19 protein-coding genes are annotated in these 16347 nt (G+C 61.7%); 13 read left to right on the forward strand and 6 right to left on the reverse strand.

The annotated features are described in order from the left end of the window. Positions 1-151 precede the first annotated feature (151 nt). Genes M3N53_11640 through M3N53_11650 form a run of 3 tightly spaced genes read left to right on the forward strand, consistent with a single transcriptional unit; the run spans position 152 to position 2189 of the window. Positions 152-487 (forward strand): plasmid stabilization protein, encoded by a 336-nt coding sequence (locus M3N53_11640; GenBank protein MDP9068978.1) that lies wholly within the window; start codon positions 152-154, stop codon positions 485-487. A gap of 29 nt (positions 488-516) precedes the next feature. Further along, on the forward strand, positions 517-1326 hold the full coding sequence (locus M3N53_11645) for a DUF72 domain-containing protein (GenBank protein MDP9068979.1): 810 nt from the start codon (positions 517-519) through the stop codon (positions 1324-1326). Then, a complete protein-coding gene (locus M3N53_11650; GenBank protein ID MDP9068980.1) occupies positions 1308-2189 on the forward strand; it encodes a DUF72 domain-containing protein in 882 nt (293 codons plus the stop codon). The genes M3N53_11645 and M3N53_11650 overlap by 19 nt, the downstream gene beginning before the upstream one ends. A 63-nt stretch (positions 2190-2252) precedes the next feature. Here the strand turns inward: M3N53_11650 and M3N53_11655 are convergent, their stop codons facing one another. Then, on the reverse strand, positions 2253-2900 hold the full coding sequence (locus M3N53_11655; protein MDP9068981.1) for a response regulator transcription factor: 648 nt from the start codon (positions 2898-2900) through the stop codon (positions 2253-2255). A 563-nt stretch (positions 2901-3463) separates the two neighbouring features. On the opposite strand from M3N53_11655, the gene M3N53_11660 reads away from it, so the two are divergent. Next, a complete protein-coding gene (locus M3N53_11660; protein ID MDP9068982.1) occupies positions 3464-4396 on the forward strand; it encodes a glycoside hydrolase in 933 nt (310 codons plus the stop codon). A 15-nt stretch (positions 4397-4411) separates the two neighbouring features. Further along, a complete protein-coding gene (locus M3N53_11665; protein ID MDP9068983.1) occupies positions 4412-6262 on the forward strand; it encodes a sensor histidine kinase in 1851 nt (616 codons plus the stop codon). 282 nt (positions 6263-6544) lie between these two features. Here the strand turns inward: M3N53_11665 and M3N53_11670 are convergent, their stop codons facing one another. Further along, positions 6545-7030: a VOC family protein gene (locus M3N53_11670; protein MDP9068984.1), complete on the reverse strand. Its 486-nt coding sequence runs from the start codon at positions 7028-7030 to the stop codon at positions 6545-6547. Between the two features lie 106 nt (positions 7031-7136). Here M3N53_11670 and M3N53_11675 point away from each other — a divergent pair, with 106 nt between their 5' ends. After that, complete coding sequence (locus M3N53_11675; protein ID MDP9068985.1) at positions 7137-7799, forward strand: TetR/AcrR family transcriptional regulator; 663 nt, start codon at positions 7137-7139, stop codon at positions 7797-7799. 265 nt (positions 7800-8064) lie between these two features. Here the strand turns inward: M3N53_11675 and M3N53_11680 are convergent, their stop codons facing one another. Further along, a complete protein-coding gene (locus M3N53_11680; GenBank protein ID MDP9068986.1) occupies positions 8065-8511 on the reverse strand; it encodes a MarR family transcriptional regulator in 447 nt (148 codons plus the stop codon). 232 nt (positions 8512-8743) lie between these two features. Here M3N53_11680 and M3N53_11685 point away from each other — a divergent pair, with 232 nt between their 5' ends. Continuing rightward, positions 8744-9202, forward strand: coding sequence for a DUF2269 family protein (locus M3N53_11685; GenBank protein MDP9068987.1), 459 nt, complete (start codon positions 8744-8746; stop codon positions 9200-9202). 227 nt (positions 9203-9429) lie between these two features. On the opposite strand, the gene M3N53_11690 is transcribed toward M3N53_11685, so the two are convergent. Next, positions 9430-10041, reverse strand: coding sequence for a TetR/AcrR family transcriptional regulator (locus tag M3N53_11690; GenBank protein MDP9068988.1), 612 nt, complete (start codon positions 10039-10041; stop codon positions 9430-9432). Between the two features lie 141 nt (positions 10042-10182). Here M3N53_11690 and M3N53_11695 point away from each other — a divergent pair, with 141 nt between their 5' ends. From M3N53_11695 to M3N53_11720, 6 genes are all read left to right on the forward strand, one after another. After that, the gene (locus M3N53_11695) at positions 10183-10914 is read left to right on the forward strand and encodes a hypothetical protein (protein MDP9068989.1); all 732 of its coding nucleotides are present in this window, start codon (positions 10183-10185) and stop codon (positions 10912-10914) included. Positions 10915-10969: 55 nt separating this feature from the next. Then, the gene (locus M3N53_11700) at positions 10970-11911 is read left to right on the forward strand and encodes a beta-lactamase family protein (GenBank protein ID MDP9068990.1); all 942 of its coding nucleotides are present in this window, start codon (positions 10970-10972) and stop codon (positions 11909-11911) included. A 236-nt stretch (positions 11912-12147) separates the two neighbouring features. After that, positions 12148-12381 (forward strand): ribbon-helix-helix protein, CopG family, encoded by a 234-nt coding sequence (locus tag M3N53_11705; protein ID MDP9068991.1) that lies wholly within the window; start codon positions 12148-12150, stop codon positions 12379-12381. After that, positions 12374-12691, forward strand: a complete 318-nt coding sequence (locus M3N53_11710; protein MDP9068992.1) for a type II toxin-antitoxin system PemK/MazF family toxin — start codon at positions 12374-12376, stop codon at positions 12689-12691. Before M3N53_11705 ends, M3N53_11710 begins: the two co-directional genes overlap by 8 nt. Positions 12692-13201: 510 nt before the next feature. Then, the gene (locus M3N53_11715) at positions 13202-13936 is read left to right on the forward strand and encodes a hypothetical protein (protein ID MDP9068993.1); all 735 of its coding nucleotides are present in this window, start codon (positions 13202-13204) and stop codon (positions 13934-13936) included. A 202-nt stretch (positions 13937-14138) separates the two neighbouring features. Next, positions 14139-15227: an MBL fold metallo-hydrolase gene (locus M3N53_11720; GenBank protein ID MDP9068994.1), complete on the forward strand. Its 1089-nt coding sequence runs from the start codon at positions 14139-14141 to the stop codon at positions 15225-15227. Between the two features lie 91 nt (positions 15228-15318). Here the strand turns inward: M3N53_11720 and M3N53_11725 are convergent, their stop codons facing one another. After that, positions 15319-15942: a hypothetical protein gene (locus tag M3N53_11725; GenBank protein MDP9068995.1), complete on the reverse strand. Its 624-nt coding sequence runs from the start codon at positions 15940-15942 to the stop codon at positions 15319-15321. 70 nt (positions 15943-16012) lie between these two features. After that, positions 16013-16264, reverse strand: a complete 252-nt coding sequence (locus M3N53_11730; protein MDP9068996.1) for a DUF4242 domain-containing protein — start codon at positions 16262-16264, stop codon at positions 16013-16015. Positions 16265-16347: the final 83 nt, after the last annotated feature.

A 16347-nucleotide genomic window follows, 5' to 3' on the forward strand; every position in this document is an offset into this window, starting at 1 on the left:
CAGAGTTTCGAGTGAAGCTCTTCTGGAGCTCTCGGCTTCGAACAGCCGGAACAGCAGGAAGGCACGCACGTGGGCGGCTCCCAAAGTGAGTTGTGATGCTAAGGGTGGGGTATGGGCCTAGGGGAGGATTCCCGACGAGGAGGAGGGCGCGATGCCGAAGGAGTGGACGGCGAAGCAGGAGCGGAAGTACGAGCACATCAAGGACTCCGCGAAGGATCAAGGGAAGTCGACGAAAACCGCGAAGCGCATAGCGGCGGCAACCGTCAACAAGGAGCGGGCTCAAAAGGGCCAGTCCAAGACAGCCAGCAAGTCCTCTACCGATGACATGTCATCGTCGCGGCGCGGCGGGCTGAGGTCTGGGACCAACCGCCCCAAAGGTCGCACGAAAGAGCAGCTCTACAACGAGGCTAAGCGTCGCGGCATCGAGGGTCGCTCCTCGATGAACAAAGCCGAGCTCGAGCGGGCTCTGAAGAAGAAGGGCGCGTAGAGGTTGTCGATTGAAGGCAAGGACGCGAGGTGACCGTCTACCTCGGAACCTCGGGATGGCAGTACGCGCACTGGCGTGAGACCTTTTATCCCAAGGGGACAGCTCAGACGAAGTGGCTCGACTTCTATTTCGAACGCTTCCGAATCGTCGAGCTGAACGTCACCTTCTACCGTCTACCCAAAGAAGAGACGTTCGCGAAGTGGTACGCCAAAACGCCGGACGACTTCCTGTTCGCGGCGAAGGTGAGCCGTTATCTGACCCACATCAAGAGGCTGCAAGAGCCTGAAGAGCCCGTGGCGCGGTTCATGAAGCACGTCCGGCACTTGAAAGACAAGCTCGGCCCGATCCTCATCCAGTTACCCCCGACGCTCAGATCCGATCCGGAGAACCTCGATCGCACGTTAACCGCCTTTCCGCCGGGGCTGCGGCTGGCCGTGGAGCCCCGCCACGAGTCGTGGTGGAACGACGAGGTTCGAGGAGTCCTCGAAAAACATCAAGCGGCGCTTTGCATGGCCGACCGTGGCGAGAAGCCTCTGACACCCATCTGGAAGACGGCGGAGTGGACGTTCCTGCGCTTCCACCAGGGTTACGGCAAGCCGATTCCCTGTTACCGCAAGAAAGCCCTCGTCCCGTGGGTGGAGCGACTCAGTGCCGAGTGGGGGACGGGTGCAGACAGCTACGTTTTCTTCAACAACGACCCCCGGGCGTGCGCCCTTCGTGATGCGATCTGGTTCCACGACCTGATGCAGGAGGCCGGGCACGACGTCACGCGGGTCCCTCCTCGGACCGACGTGACGGTAGGCGACAATTCCTCCTCAGCATGGGCGACATCCTCGTAGGTACTGCTTCCTGGACCGATAAGAGCCTGCTGCAGTCAGGCTGGTACCCGAAGGGAGTGGACTCCGCGGAGGAGCGGCTGCGCTTCTATGCGGAACACTTCCCGCTGGTCGAGGTGGACTCGACCTACTACTTCCCGCCGAGCGAGAAGAACTCGGAGTTGTGGGTCGAGCGCACGCCGAAGGACTTCACCTTCAACGTCAAGGCTTTCTCGCTGCTGACCCAGCACCCCACCAAGCTGCAAGCGCTGTACGAGGATCTTCGGCCGGAGTCGGACAAGAAGAACATCTACATCGGCGATCTCGATCCGAAGACAGTGGACGAGGTATGGGAGCGGTTCCTGTCGGCGCTCGCGCCGCTTCACCAGGCGGGCAAGCTGGGTGCGTTGTTGTTCCAGTTCCCGCACTGGTTCCCGATCTCCCGGCGCAACAAGGAATACATCCTCGAGTGCGCGAGGCGCGCTGCGCCGATGAAGATCTGCGTCGAGTTCCGTCAGCCGACCTGGATGAGCGAGGACAACCGCGAGGAGACGCTGGAGTTCTTGGAGGGCCACGACCTCGCCTACGTCTGCGTCGACATGCCGCAGGGCTTCAAGAGCTCGGTGCCTCCGGTAGTGGCCGCCACCTCTGATCTAGCCGTGGTTCGTTTCCACGGTCACAACCGTGACGAGTGGGAGAGCGGCTCCGTGCAACGCCGCTTCGCATATCTGTACTCGGAGAAGGAGCTGAAGGAATGGGCCGCGCGGGTGCAGGAGCTGGCGAGCGAGGCGAAGGAAACGCACGTGCTGATGAACAACTGCCACAGAGATTACGCACAACGAAATGCAAAGGAGCTGGCTGAACTTTTACGCGATCGAGGCTCGTGAACCAAGGCCGCTCATGGGCTGGCTTACCTCAGCGGTGTCAGGCGATTCTTGATAGGAGGCGGCCTATGTGGCCCTTAGGTATGCGAGAACCGCGAGGACGCGGCGATTGCTTTCCGTGCCACTGTCGATGTTGAGTTTCCTAAAGACGGTGGCGACGTGGGATTCGACGGTGCGTTCGCTCAAAAAGAGCTCGCCGCCGATCGCAGCATTCGACATGCCGCGTGCCATCAGTGTGAGGACGTTCGTTTCTCTCTCGCTTAGTAAGTGGAGGGGGCCCTTATCGCGTTCGCGCTGAACCAGTTGAGTCACCACCTCTGGGTCGATCACCGAGCCACGGGCCCCCACGGTCTTGATGGCGCTGATAAAGGCGCCTAGGTCAACTACCCGATCCTTGAGGAGGTACCCGATCCCGGTAGTTCGCCCCTCGAGCAGTCGCGTAGCGAAGCGGGCATCCACAACTTGAGACAGGACGAGGACACCAACATCAGGAGCGGTGACGAATATCTCTTCCGCCGCGCGCACACCTTCATCGGTGTTCGTCGGCGGCAAGCGGATGTCCATCACAGCGACGTCAGGCTGCTGATTATGGACCTCCGTTAGAACGCTCGGAAGGTCGCTCGCTTCTCCAACAACCTCGATCTCGTTTTCGACAAGAAGGCGCTTCAGGCCCTCGCGGAAGAGTGCCGAGTCTTCGCCGATGACGACTCTCATTAGGTGGAGTGTGGCATAAGGCCTCATCGGGCTCCGTGCTAGCACCTAAAGGAAAGCGCGCTGTTACGGATGCCGGATAGTCACTTCGGATGCCACCTTGTGTCATCAGACAAGGGAGGCGATCAGTGAAACGACGTAGGGCAGCTTTTGTGACGGTTCTTAGTGCGCTATCAGTTTTCTCAGGGCTGGCAGGAGCAGGAGCCAGGCCCTCAGCGGGCGCGGTCAAGGTCTCTAGCTCCAGCCCATTCGTGGCAGGGGGCAGCCATGACTGCGACGTCGACCGAGGCAATCCGCATTGGGAGTGGGAGACTGACGTGACAGCCGATCCGGGAAACCCAGATCGGATCGTGTCAGCTTGGGTCCAAGACGAAGGTCTGGGGGTGGTCACCGCGTCCAGCAAAGACGCAGGATCGACCTGGAAGAATTCACTCGTCCCTGGGCTTACCACTTGCACGGGTGGCCAACGGGACCGCGTACTTCACCCCCGGCTTCACTTCACGGGCAACCGCGGCCTCTATCTGATCTCGCATCCGCACTTGACCTGGGAAAATCCGGTCAATTCGGTGTCGCTGAGTTATTCGACGGACGGTGGGGACTCATGGCTGCCCCCGATAGAGCTCGGCGACGGACCAGTGCTCGCCGATATGGATATGGCCACCGTTGAACCAGATACCGATGTTCTGGATGTCCTCGTCACGGACATGGAGCTAGGAGCCGAAGTGTTGCAGCTCGTGCGGGTGGCGGATGGACTCGTTATAGATCGTCACGTGGTCGACGTCGATCTCGGAACAGGTTCATTGTTGCAGGCTTCTCCCGTGGCACTTCCCACAGGCGAGATCCTGGTCTTGTTCCAGAAGAGCAACGGGGTGAGAGCGCTCACGGCTGGGAGCGCATCAGAGGGTCCGATCTACGTGGTCTCCTCAGAAGACAAGGGGCTGACGTGGAGCGACCCCCGTGTGATTGCACCCGAGTCGGAGGCCTTGTGGCCCGAGGTCGTGGCGGAACCCGACGGCACTCTGCGCATGTTGCTGGTCACGAAGACGGGCGGGGCCTTCCGGATGTCCCTGATGACGTCGAACGACCTCGGAGTCTCCTGGTCGAGCTCCTCCATTGGGTCGTACGAGCTCGACGGCCGCGGTGGTCCCTACCCCTCTCTAGAAGTGATGGGATCCAACGCAATCGGAGTCCTGCATTACTCGCGCTCGTACGATGCGGACGGACGACCCCTGACGACAGAGGTCTTGCGTGTATCAAGAGATGGTGGGGCGACATGGTCGACCGAACAGATCGGCGAGCCCTTCGATCACACAACGGTGCCTTATTTCTCCGAGGTTGAAGATGCGGGGCTAGGCCTTTTCACCGGCCTCGGTTCCTCCAGCTGTGGGTTCGTGGTCTCCGCTGTCCTCGGCGGGTCCCAAGCGACCGAAGGACCGACCGATGTGTTCGTGCAGACGTTTGCGGTGCCTGGGCTGCCCCAGGCAGGGTGTCGGCCCTAATATCGGTCAACATCGATGACTATCGAGGCTGGTACGAGAGAGCCGACGGCTCCCAAAGTGTTGGCCGGCGTGGCCGTGTTCGCCTCGTTGCTAGTGACCTTCCTCCTGTTCGCGTGGTTCCGCTCGATCGCGGCCCCCAGCGTGTGGTACGGACGCGTCGCTGGAGCTCTCATATTCAGCATCGCCGCTGTCGTGGCGTGGCGGGCGTACTCGCGACGCCGCCTGGCGCTGTTGCTTTCGGCCTGCGCGTTATCGGGCTGGTTGATACCCGCCTACTGGTGGACCTCTCAGAACCCTTTGCTGTGGACTTTCTCAGGCGTGATCGGTTGGGTGGATTTCGCATTTGTCGCCTGGCTCGTTCTCGCGTATCCGGACGGTGTACTCGAGGGCGCGGCGCGAAGGTGGATCGTCGCGGCCCTGTGGCTGACAAATTTCTTGTGGGGTCCGATCACGCTTCTTTTCTGGGACCCCTCGCTTCCCCGATACGCAGCCATGTGCCCAGGCTGCCCGAGTTCGCTGAATGCTCTGCTCGTACACCCATGGCCTGAGTTCTTCTCGGTGATGGAGATCCTCGCTTTGGGGATCTTCGCCGTCACGGGAGTGGTGGTCGCCAGCATGCTCGGCCTGTCGTGGTGGCGCGCTACGCCGGCCGGACGCCAGGTCTACTGGCCCCTGCAGCTGCCGGCGATTGTGTTCTTGGTCATCCTGAGCCTGTTTACCGGTCTGGAGTGGTTGACGAAGGTCGGGGTTGAGACGGCCCTAAGCCTTCCGCTCGTTGCTGCTACGGCTGGCACGGCCTCCTACGTCCTCATGCCGGCGGGCGTTCTCCTGGGGATGAGCAGAGATCGATTCAGACGTGGTCGGGTTGCCGACCTGATCGCTGGAGCCCGCGGAGGCGAGGATGATCTTGAGGGGGCACTACGCGCCGTACTTGGAGATCCGACGCTCGTGTTGGCAGAGCTCTTTCCGGACGGAAGTCTGCGCGATTCAGCGGGCAAGCCGGTCGCTCCACCCGACGAGACGTCATCTCGATCCCTCCGGTGGCTCGAACACGAAGGGACGAGGTTGGGAGCCCTCCTCCACGACAGCGCCCTCTCGGAACACCCCCGTCTTTTGAATTCCGCTGGTTCCGTGGCAGCCATAGTTTTGGCGAATACGCGATTGGCTGCCGAACGGCAGGAGCACCTCGCAGATGTGAAGGCTTCTCGGGCTCGTTTGGTTGCAGCGGAGGAACAAGCGAGGAGACGGATCGAGCGCGATCTGCATGACGGCGCGCAGCAACGTTTGCTTGGCGCTTCGCTCACGGCCAAACTGCTGCAGGGTCAGGCTCCCGATCCGCTGCGTGAAGACCTTGCGGCACTGTCTACGGAACTGTTGGAGGCCGTCGACGAGCTTCGGTCTCTCTCGCATGGTCTCTATCCACAGGCGCTGCTTGATGGGGGCCTCCCGGCAGCCCTGGAGCTGCTTCGAGACAGATCTCCAATAAGGGTCGAGCTTGACGTTCGGGTCCCACAGCGTCCCCTTGCAATGGTGGAGGCGAACGTCTATTTCATTGTCTCCGAGGCGCTCGCCAATGTGGCCAAACACGCTCAGACCGATGGGGCCCGGGTGAAGGTCACGTTGTCAGAGGGGTGGCTGACGGTTGTGGTGGCGGACGCGGGGGTGGGAGGCGCGAGTGAAGCGGACGGCAGGTCTGGGCTTCGCGGATTGCGCGATCGGGCTGAGGCATTGGGCGGCGAATTGACGATCACCAGCAAGGTCAATCAAGGAACTGTGGTGCAGGCGAGACTGCCTGTTACACCTCTGCTAAGAGCGGAGTCGGACCACGCCTCGGCTGCTGGCCGGCGCCCCGGGGACAACACTTGATTTCTGGATCAATCTCCGAGGCGAACACGACCTCATGCGCAACCGGCGAAGAAGAAGATGCGCCCTCTCGGTAGCCCGGCTAGTCCTGATAAATATTGCCCGTCGCTTACGGCCGACCTGCGGACACGGCTTCTAGCACAGCGCTAATCGAGATCTAGACAACTGCCACAGAGACTACGCACAACGGAACGCAAGAGAACTTGCCCACTTGTTGCATGCTGCCGGATAGGCCTGCTGCATCAAGCACTTGGCCTCAACAATCGTCAAGTAACCCTTCCCGCGCTAACTATCGCTGTCGTTACGGGACCAGAACGGATCGCTGGGCTCGGGGGCAGCACAATCGGCAAAGCCCCGGCTCCCCGCTGCAAGGCAACACACCTCACAGGGCATGCCATCTGGGTCTTCGAAGTAGAGACTGATGACTGAACCGAATCGGGAGATCGTCCCGGGGCTATAGCCCCCCTCAACGAGGCGCGCCCGCAACTTTTCGAGCAGGGACCCGTCAGGTACCGAGAGGGCGAAGTGGTCAACCCTGCCGCGCGCGAGGAGCTCGCCGCCCAACCCGTCCACGTGCTCCTCAGGAAGCTCGAACGCGTGGATAGCCGTCGTGGGATTCAGTTCGATGAAGGCGTGGGGGATACCTCCGCGCAAGGGTGTCTCGCCACTCCAAACAGTTTCAGCCTCGAAGACCTCGCTGTAGAAGCGACCGAGGCGATCGAGGTCCTTCGTCACAATGGCCACGTGATTGAACCCGATGGGAAGGCTCATGAGACTCGCTCCTCCTTGTCCAGACCACGCTGCCCGACCTCCGTGGCAGTATCATCCGAGCGTAGCAGTATTCATCCGGGTATTACTAGAGCGAATATAGGACGATATGGCGAAGCCCGTCAAGAAGCGCAAGTACAACTCCAAAGTCAGACAGGAGCAGGCGGAGCAGACGCGCACTCGGATCCTCGAGGCCGCCACTAGGTTGTTCCTGGAGGACGGGTACGCCCGAACGTCGATCCGGGCCATCGCTGAAGGGGCTGGCGTCGTCCCGGACACCGTTTACGCCGCATTCGGGAGCAAGGTCCGCGTCCTCACGGCTCTCATCGATCAGCGTCTCGTTCCGGATGGTGCCGTAGCAAGCGTGAGGGATCGTCCTGATGTTCAAGCGATCCGCACCGAGCAAGATCAGCGACGCCAACTCGAGATGTTCGCGGAGATCTTCACCAAAATCTCGGGCGACCTCCGTCCCGTGTTCGAGATCCTGCGGACTGCATCGGCTGTGGAGCCGGAGTCGGCTGCCGTCTTGAAAGAGATGGAGGCTTACCGCCTGCAGAACATGCATATCTACGCCGGATGGATCGCAGAACGAGGAGCGCTGCGGTGCCACGTTGAACGCGCAGGGGAAATCATGTGGGCCCTTGCAAGTCCCGACATGGGGCGGAAGCTTTGTGACGAGCTTAGGTGGAGCCAGGCTGAGCATGCCGGATGGCTAGCGGAGACACTGATCCGGACGCTTCTGCCCTCAGCCCCAGACTCGCCGCTGGAGTGAAGAGCTAGTTTTGCCCAACAAAACGCGAGGGAGCTTGCTGAACTGTCACACCAGCATGACTCTTGAAGGAGCGACTGTTGTAATGAGGTTCCGACTGCGGCCCCGAACATCCGTCTAGGTCACTGAGGACGTAGTCAGTGACCGAACGGAGACGATGTGTATCTCGTGCTCGGTCCCGGCTAGCCTTGGTAGCCACTCTGCTGAGGTGGCATGTCGCGTTCGGTCACTCTCGTTCAAGGAACGATCGGTCTGAGAACGACGGCGCTTACCCCTCGGCGCGGAGCAGCCTAGCTAGCAACTCGCGGAGAGTGCGGTGTCCTTGTTCGCCGAGGATCTCATCGACGCGAGCTTCGAGGCCGACGATCGTTTGCTTCGCCGCCTCTACCGCGGCCCACCCGTTAGGGGTGAGCACGATCAGCTTGGCCCGGCGGTCTGTTGGATCGGGTTGTCGCTCGACGTACCCGAGCTCTTCGAGCTCGTCCACGAGCTCGCCCATGGCCTGCGGGGTCATGTTCGCTCGACGAGCCAGGTCGGTGAGTCGAGAGCCCTCGCGATCGATCTGGGCGAACACAGCAGAGTGTTTCGGCTTCTGCGGGTAACCCGCGCCAACCACACCATCGACGATCTGGAAGCCGAGAAGGCTGTACGCCTGTCCAAGCATGGAGATCGTGTTCAGGCGGTCGTCAGGGTGCCCGGGAGCCTCCTCTTGCATCGCGGGCCATTAAACACTAAGGTAGCCTGAAATACAGGTATCCTTAGAATACGGGCAGCTATGGGTGGACAGGCATCAGGGGTGACGGTGGGGACGCCGGGTTGGCTGTGTCTGGGCGCGGGGCCTGATCGGTGCGGCAGCGGCGGTCTTTCTCGTGCTCGCCGAGCCAGCCGTCGCAGAGGTCGCTATAGCTATCCGCTGACTCTCACAGCTCACACTTAGGAGGCGAATCTTGTTGTACAGAGTCTTGCTCTTTGGCCATGTCTTGGCGGTCATCCTGTGGGTCGGCCCCGGGTTCCTGTTTCAGATATTCACGGAGCGTGCCGCGGCGACCGACGACACCGGGACCCTGAGAACCGTTGTCCGGGAAGGAGAGCGTCTCGGAAAGACGCTTTTCGGTCCGGCATCGATGATTGTTCTTGTTACCGGTCTTTGGTTGGTACTTGAAGGGAACTGGGGGTTCGACCGAATGTTCGTGGTCGGCGGTCTGGTCGGTGTAGTCGCTTCGATGGCGATCGGAGGCGTCTTCATCGGTCCGACCGTAAAGCGTCTGGAAGAGGGCTTGCGTTCTTCAACCACGCTGGATCATGAAATGAAGAGGGGACTGATCCGATTGCGCAACGCAGGTCGCCTCGATGCGCTCCTCATGACGACCGTTGTCTTTCTGATGACGGTAAAGCCGGGCCCGTAGGCGCCCTCCGGGAGTTGTCACTCCCGGCGGCGGGCGCAGCCGTTAGTCCTGATAAACATCGGCCTTTCGCTCAGGAGCGACCTGCGAATTCGGCATCTAGCACAGCGGTCATCCGGATCTAGACAACTGCCACAGAGATTACGCACAGCGCAACGCCAGAGAGCTGGCTGACTTGCTAAAGACCCAAGATGTTGCACCTGTGAGGCCTGAGTAACCGGCACAATGCTCTACTGACCGAGGAGCTGCTGCTTAAGCGTCTGGACCATCCATGCCTCGTAGCGACTGGGTGCCCATCCCCTCTCGTGTACCAACTCGCGGTAGATCTCCTCATTAGAAAGTGCCCACAAGACGTCGGTGGCACTGTGAAGATCGAGGCCCGGGGCTAGGTCTGAGGCGAGTTCGGCCACGAACTCCTGCATGACGCTCGCGCGGCTCTCGAGGACGGTTCGATACTCCTCGGCAGCAGCCGGATCTACCCGGGCGGCTTCTCGATGCGCAGCGATGACGTCATAACTCCGCTCCATCTGGCGCCGCAGGAGCTTGGCCCACCCCTCCAGTTTCCCGTTGGCCTCGGGTGCCGCCTTCGCTTGCGCTGTCAGCTCAGGTAGCTCGACCTCAGCGTGCATCTGCTGTCTCAGCGCGAGTAGGAATGATTTCTTCGACCCGAACACCGCGTAGACAGTGGGTTCGGCGACCCCAGCCTCTTCAGCGATGGCCGCGATGCTCGTCGCTCCATATCCGCGCTCGCGGAACAGCTTCCGCGCGGCGATCGCGATCCTGTCCTTAGTCGCAGCGGCCTGTTCCTGACGGTAGGTCGAACGTTCGCGCTTGACAGCCATCGCTGGTGAGAGTACAACTTTACTCGATATAGGATGACTATAACGAACAGGGAGGTCTCGATGGATGTTGCTGCAGTTCAGCCTCGGTCGTCCCGGGTGGGGCGGTGGCCACTTACTGTCGCAGGGATAAGCGGTCTCCTCATGGTCGCAGCGATCGTCGTCAACGGACCCCTCGCGGCAGTGATCGAGGGGTATCCGTCATTTTGGACGTCTTCTGCGGCAGCGGATTTTGAGCGGTTCTTGCAGGATCCGGAACGCGTTGACCGCGCTGTGGTCGTCTTCGCTCTTTCGAACCTGATCTTCGTCTTCGCGATCCCCTTCTTCTCGGGCGTCCGCGTCCTAGTTAGGGAGGGCGATCGGTCAGGCTTCCTCGGGGTCATCGCGGGGATCGCTGTTCCACTGTTTCTTGCGGGCGGGTTGGCCTCGGAGGTCTTCAGCCACGGGATCCCGGTCGTGATGGCGTCTGTTCCCGGCTACGAGGTGAGTCTCAACACCGTCCTTACGGTGCAAGGACTGCAATACGTGGCTCTTGTCCAGGGCCAGGCCGGTCTGGCTGTTGCCCTTATAGCGTTGTCCGTAGCCGGTCTGAGGAGCGATCTTCTCCCTAAGTGGATCTGGTGGCTTGGCGTCGCGGTCGGAATCATCAACCTCGTCCGGCCGTTCGCAGCCGCGAATCCTCCTCTCCTAATGGCAACCTTTGTCCCTACATTCGTCTGGATCGTCGCAACGTCTGTCGGCCTCCTAGCATCTGGTCGCAGTGCGGCGGCGACGCCTTCAGGAATGGAACGGAAACGCGATCTCGCACAGCGCTCATTCGGATCTAGACAACTGCCACAGAGACTACGGACAGCGAAACGCGCGCGAGCTCGCTGACTTACTCAAGGCAGAGAAACAGCAGCTTTAGCGACCCTGCCACAATGATCCTTCCATGAATATGGAAGCTGAGGGCATCGTCGATGTGTTCGCGCCTGTAACTCGTGTAGCGCCGTGCGTCGTAGTCGGCATCGAGGTGAATGGCCAGGTTCAAGTCACATCGCTGGGCGCGGATGGTGATACTTGCGCGGAGGAGACGATCTTCGAGATTGGGTCGATTACGAAGACGTTCACGGCGCTTCTCTTAGCTGAGATGGCCCAACGGAACGAGGTCGCGCTGGATGATCCCGCGTCGAAGTTCGTGCGAACGCAGAATCAGGCACTGTCCCAGGTGACGCTGGTGGATCTTGCTACACACACGGCTCGGTTCCCTCGGGTTCCGCGAGATCTGTGGGGGCGAGCATTGCGGAATCACGAGAATCCGTACCACGATTACTGCGAGTCACGACTCGAGAACGCGCTCAGCCGCATCAGAGCAAGACGTGGTGTCAGCAAGAGGGTGCGCTACTCCAACTTCGGATATGCGACTCTGGGCTATGTCCTCTCGAAAGTCGCGGGCGTCCCGTATGAACATCTAATCGATGGTCGCCTCTGCGACCCACTGGGGTTGGACTCGACATCATTCGCGCTTGCGAGTGATTTGGAGCAGCGGTTCGTGCGCGGTCACAAGAAGAGGGGGCGGGAGGTAAGCCGGTGGGACCTCGTGTCTTTCGCCCCTGCCGGGGGCCTGAAGTCTTCCGTAGGCGATCTCCTCACCTACGTCCGCGCTCACGTTCATCCGGGGAATTCGCCGTTGGCCGGGTCCTTGACTGACGTCCAGCAGCCTCGTGTCGACATTCGGAAAGGACGCCTCGCAGTCGGCCTCGCGTGGTTCATTGGCCACCACAAGGGAATGACGATCGCGTGGCACGGGGCGGCACGGGCGGCTTCAGTTCGTTCGCAGGCTTCTCTGCTGAGGCCGGGGTGTCCCTGGCTGCTTTGGCGAATGCCCAAGTAGCAGGACCGCTGACGCGGTCGGGCAACGCGGCAATCAAGCGGGTGAGCGTGCTCTCACAGTAGACAGCGCCTGGACCGATTTTCTCGAAAGTCTCAGCAACTTGTTCTGGGCCACGCGGACGAAGAAAGGGTCGCTTCACGCCTGATGCGCGTTCGTGAGGGCCAGCCCTCCCAGCCCTAGCCGGCGATCGCCAGGGGTTGCGAGTGACGTATGACGATTCGTGATACGGTAGCCGCATGGCGAGAGCGGTGTCGATCCGACTGGATCCTGAGGCTGAACGGGCTTTAGCTCGGCTCCAAGCGACAGGCATGTCCCGCTCGGAGGCAATCAGAAGAGCACTCGTGGAGTCGGCCGAGAAACTCCGCCGCCGGGAGCTCGTCGCCGCCGAGGTCGCCGCGCTGGAGGCCGACGAAGCCGATCGCCGCGAGATGCTCGAAGTAGCGTCACTGATGGAAAGCCTTCGTGCATAGGGGCGACATCCACGAGCTTCGTCCCCCGAGGTCGAAGGGTCATGAACAACAGGGACGGAGGTTCGGAGTCATCCTCCAAGCCGATGTATTCCTTCCTCGTTCCGTGGTGATCGTGGCTCCCACGTCCCAAAGTGCAAGACCCGCGACCTTCCGCCCGGAGATCGAGGTAAGGGATCAACCGACCCGGTTGCTCGTGGAGCAGCTTGGCGCCGTGGACACATCTAGGCTCGGTAGACGCGTCGGTCGTGTGACGCCAGAGGAACAATGGGAGATAGACGACGCCCTGCGCCTGATCTCGTCCTTGGACTAGCGGCGGATAGTCACGATAAACATGCACTTCCGCTCAGGGATGACCTGCAGGAACGGCATCTAGCACAGCGCTTATCCGGATCTAGACAACGCCCACAGGGCTGACGCCCAACGAAACGCAAAGGAGCTTGCAGACCTGCTGAAAGATGGGGTTCTTCGTAGCAGTTGGCTGCGCGAGGAGGGAGCTCTAGCGCCAACATGCCCAGCTCTCCACGCTGATGGGGGTCACCTTCGTGATCATTGCGCAGTGATGGTCGTCGGCGGTAGTCGCGGTATGGCAGAGGATGTGCGCGCTGTTTAAGACGATTGCAACCGCGACTACGCTCATTGGGACGCTTTGAGCTAGCGCAAGTCCTGAGGAGCCTTGCTGATCGACGCTCGCGAGAGGGTGCCCCATATCGTGTTAGCTCTGTGCCTAGTGATCGCGCTGGCGGGGGGGTGCAGCAACGAAGACTCGCGGCCGATCGAAACGCGCTCGCGGGGCTCGAGCGAGATAGAGGATCTGGCCGTCATGTACTCAGCGAACACGCCCGACGATCTCTTCGATCTCTTCTTCACCAACAACGACTACGTTCGGACGGACATCGATCAGGCGACAGGCGTTCCACGCCGCTCTCGCTACGCGCTTGTGACGACCTTGCGGGTCACTTGGAACGGCCATCCCGGCGTGCGCGCGTGGACCAAGCGTGGGTGCGGCCCAACCGAGCCGGGCTTGATCGTCTACGACCCGGAGTTCAGACCCGAGTGGACTCCGCCCGCAGAGGTCGAGGACCTGCCGGCATCCGTTCGTAAAGCAGCTCGCCTGGTTGATGGCACCGGCTGTCATCGCTTCGGGATCGCGCCGGGAGCTCTTCCCTTCTTTGGTCTTGATCCGATCGCGTGCGAGGTCAACCTCGCTGAGGGTGCCTACCGGGACCTTCCATGGGGGTCGATCGACCTGGTGGATATCCAGTCACAGCGGCTGCTGGGTGACCACTGTCTGCCGCAGGGTGGTCTGGCGCTCTACGAGCAGATCGTGTCGCGTCTGGCAGCGTTGTTCAAGGAAGCCAATCCGAATATCGAGGTCCTGACGCAAGTGTCGTTCCGCGACAGCGCAGCCGACACGATGACGACGGCCATAGCCCGGGTCGCGAAGGACGTTGACGGCATCTACTTCTCGTATCCCACGACGAACCCTGATATCCCCTGCGCATATTGCCGGCCGGAGGAGCTGGAGGTCCTGCTCCGCTACCTCGATCCGCAATGAGCTAGCACCGCGCTCCCAGTGCGTGACAAGCGCGGTAGTTGGGATAGCTGATCGAGGACGCAGCCGTGACGGCGCGCGGCCGCGTCATCGCAGAGTTCCGAATCGCCGGCATCTCATGAGGCGGTCGCTGACCTGAGCACCCCGTCGGGCGCAGGTCGCACGGGCTGGAGGAAACGCCCCCTGGGTGCCGAAGACTCCGCTTGTGAAACGGTGCGGTCTGCTCGTGTTGACGGTCCTTCTGATCGCGGCTACGACCGGCCATGCTCCCGCGGGTCGCTCGCAGAAGGCGGATCCGGCGATGGTCGAAGCGCGGCAGCGCTTCTTTGGCGCGGAGAACGTCGACCCCCGGACCGGCGCGGTCCGCCAGGACCGAGTGATCCTCTCGTGGTTCTCGGTTGCGAGCTATGCAGCCAGCTTCAACGGTCATGTGGTGCTCTTGGACGGATGGGTCGCCCGAGGCACCCATTCTGGCTATGTCCCCACATCTCCCGAGGAGGTAGCCGCACTCGACCCCGAATACATCTTCATCGGCCACGGCGACTTCGACCACGCCGCCGACGTCGGCGAGATAGCGAAACGCTCGGGCGCGACGGTGGTCGGCAGCCCGGAGCACTGCGATCTGGTCAACGACCAAGCAGGTGAGAAGGTTCCGTGTAAGCCGATCGTCCCAGAGGCGGCGCCGCCAGGGTTCGTGTGGCAGGGTCAGGACTTCCTACCTGGTGTCGACGCCAGCGCCGTAGTCCACATCCACTCGTCCTTCGAACGCCCAGAGCCCGATTCAGACAGACGACCGTGCCCGCCGATCTGGAACCCAGAGGACACGGTCGAGCACCCGCCGACCCCCGAAGACGCGGCGCACCAGCTGCGTCACCTACGGGACGCGCGTGGCGCCAACATCCTTTACCAGTTCAGGGTGGGGAGGTTCTCGCTGGTTCATCACGACACCGTCGGGAAGATCGATGACAACCCGGTGGTCGTGAAGGCGCTCAAGGCACTGCCGCAGACAGATGTCGAGTTCGGTGCGGTGCTTGCTTTCGGCCAGGTGACGAACTGCCTCCGGAGCCTGGGGCTGTACCTGCGGGCTCTGCGACCCACGGTGTACGCGGCGACCCACCACGACAACTTCACGCTCATCGGGACCAACGCGCGGCAGCTAGAGCCGCATGTCCGTGCGGAACTGAAGCGTCTCCCGAAGAAGCTCCGCCCGGCTCTTCTGTACACGTACGACCCCGACGACTACCTGAACCCCGATCCGTTCACCTTCGATCCGACCGAGCCGCGCTGGCGGTAGTACTCGCGGAGGGCCAGGGGATGCCGGTCGCACGACCGGCATCCCTCGTCTGACTGGCCTTCGCAATCGATCGGCTTCGGTCCGCCGTTGATCAGACCTGCCCGTCGTTGAAGGGGCGGATCCAGCGGTTGGCCCCGGCGAAGAGCCCGGCCGGGTTCGGATACCAGGCCCATACGTGCAACGTGACGAGCTCTGGGTGCCAGAAGGTGAAGCTCGACCCAGTCTCCGGATGCGTCTCGGAGCACGCTCGCTCGTCGTTTTCGAAGATGAACATCCCGTCCTCGTAGTGACAGGCCGCAGGGAAGCTTCCATATGTCGCCCCAGGAAGTGGCTTGGCGGCCGGCTTCTCCGGAAAGACCCACTCGAAGGCGACCAGCTGCCAGTCGTCTCCGTCCCGGACGTAAACCAGGATCGGTGGTCGCGTCACATCGAACTCGGTGATATCCGGGTTGAGGAAGTGATACCCCATGTCCGGGATCATCTGGGTGATCATCATCCGGTAACCATCGGCTTTAGCCAGTTCGAGATCGCTCGCGTACTTGGCGGTGGCTGCGCGCGCCTTCGCCAGGGGCGCGGCCAGTCTGTTTACCTGCCGGGCGGTCAGGTCTTGGCTCCCGTGGTCCCCGCTTGCTCCGGCGCTGGTCATGGCGCTGATTAGGGTCAGCGCCGTCGCCACGGCGACCAGCGTCGCGACATGGCTTTTGACGATTCTCATTACCGTCTCCTTGGGTCGGTGTTCGACGGGGTTCTGTAGGCGGGCATGGCCCCTGTGCAGGTCGGCGCGATCAACCTTGTTGGACCGGGTAGATCTCGTCGGCGACCAGACCGTGCGCCTCCCGATGTACATCGTGAGCCGCCTCGGCATTCGGAGCCTCGACGAGACAGAAGACCTTCCCCGCCTTCTCGTCGACCCAGTAGTTGAGGTACCGGACGTTGTGCTTGTCCTGGACCTTCAGGTCTGCCTCATGAGCCCCGGCGACGTCTTCCGCGGTCGCTCCCTCGGGGAGCTTGTTGTGCACGTCCATGAACAGCGGCATCGTCCCTCCTTCTTCGACCCGTCCCCCCGGCGGGGACGGCTTCACCCGAATCTAGGGACCGGCCGTTCCCAGAGCGTTCCCAG

It is taken from the genome of Actinomycetota bacterium (assembly GCA_030776625.1).
Taxonomy (GTDB): Bacteria; Actinomycetota; CADDZG01; order CADDZG01; family WHSQ01; genus MB1-2.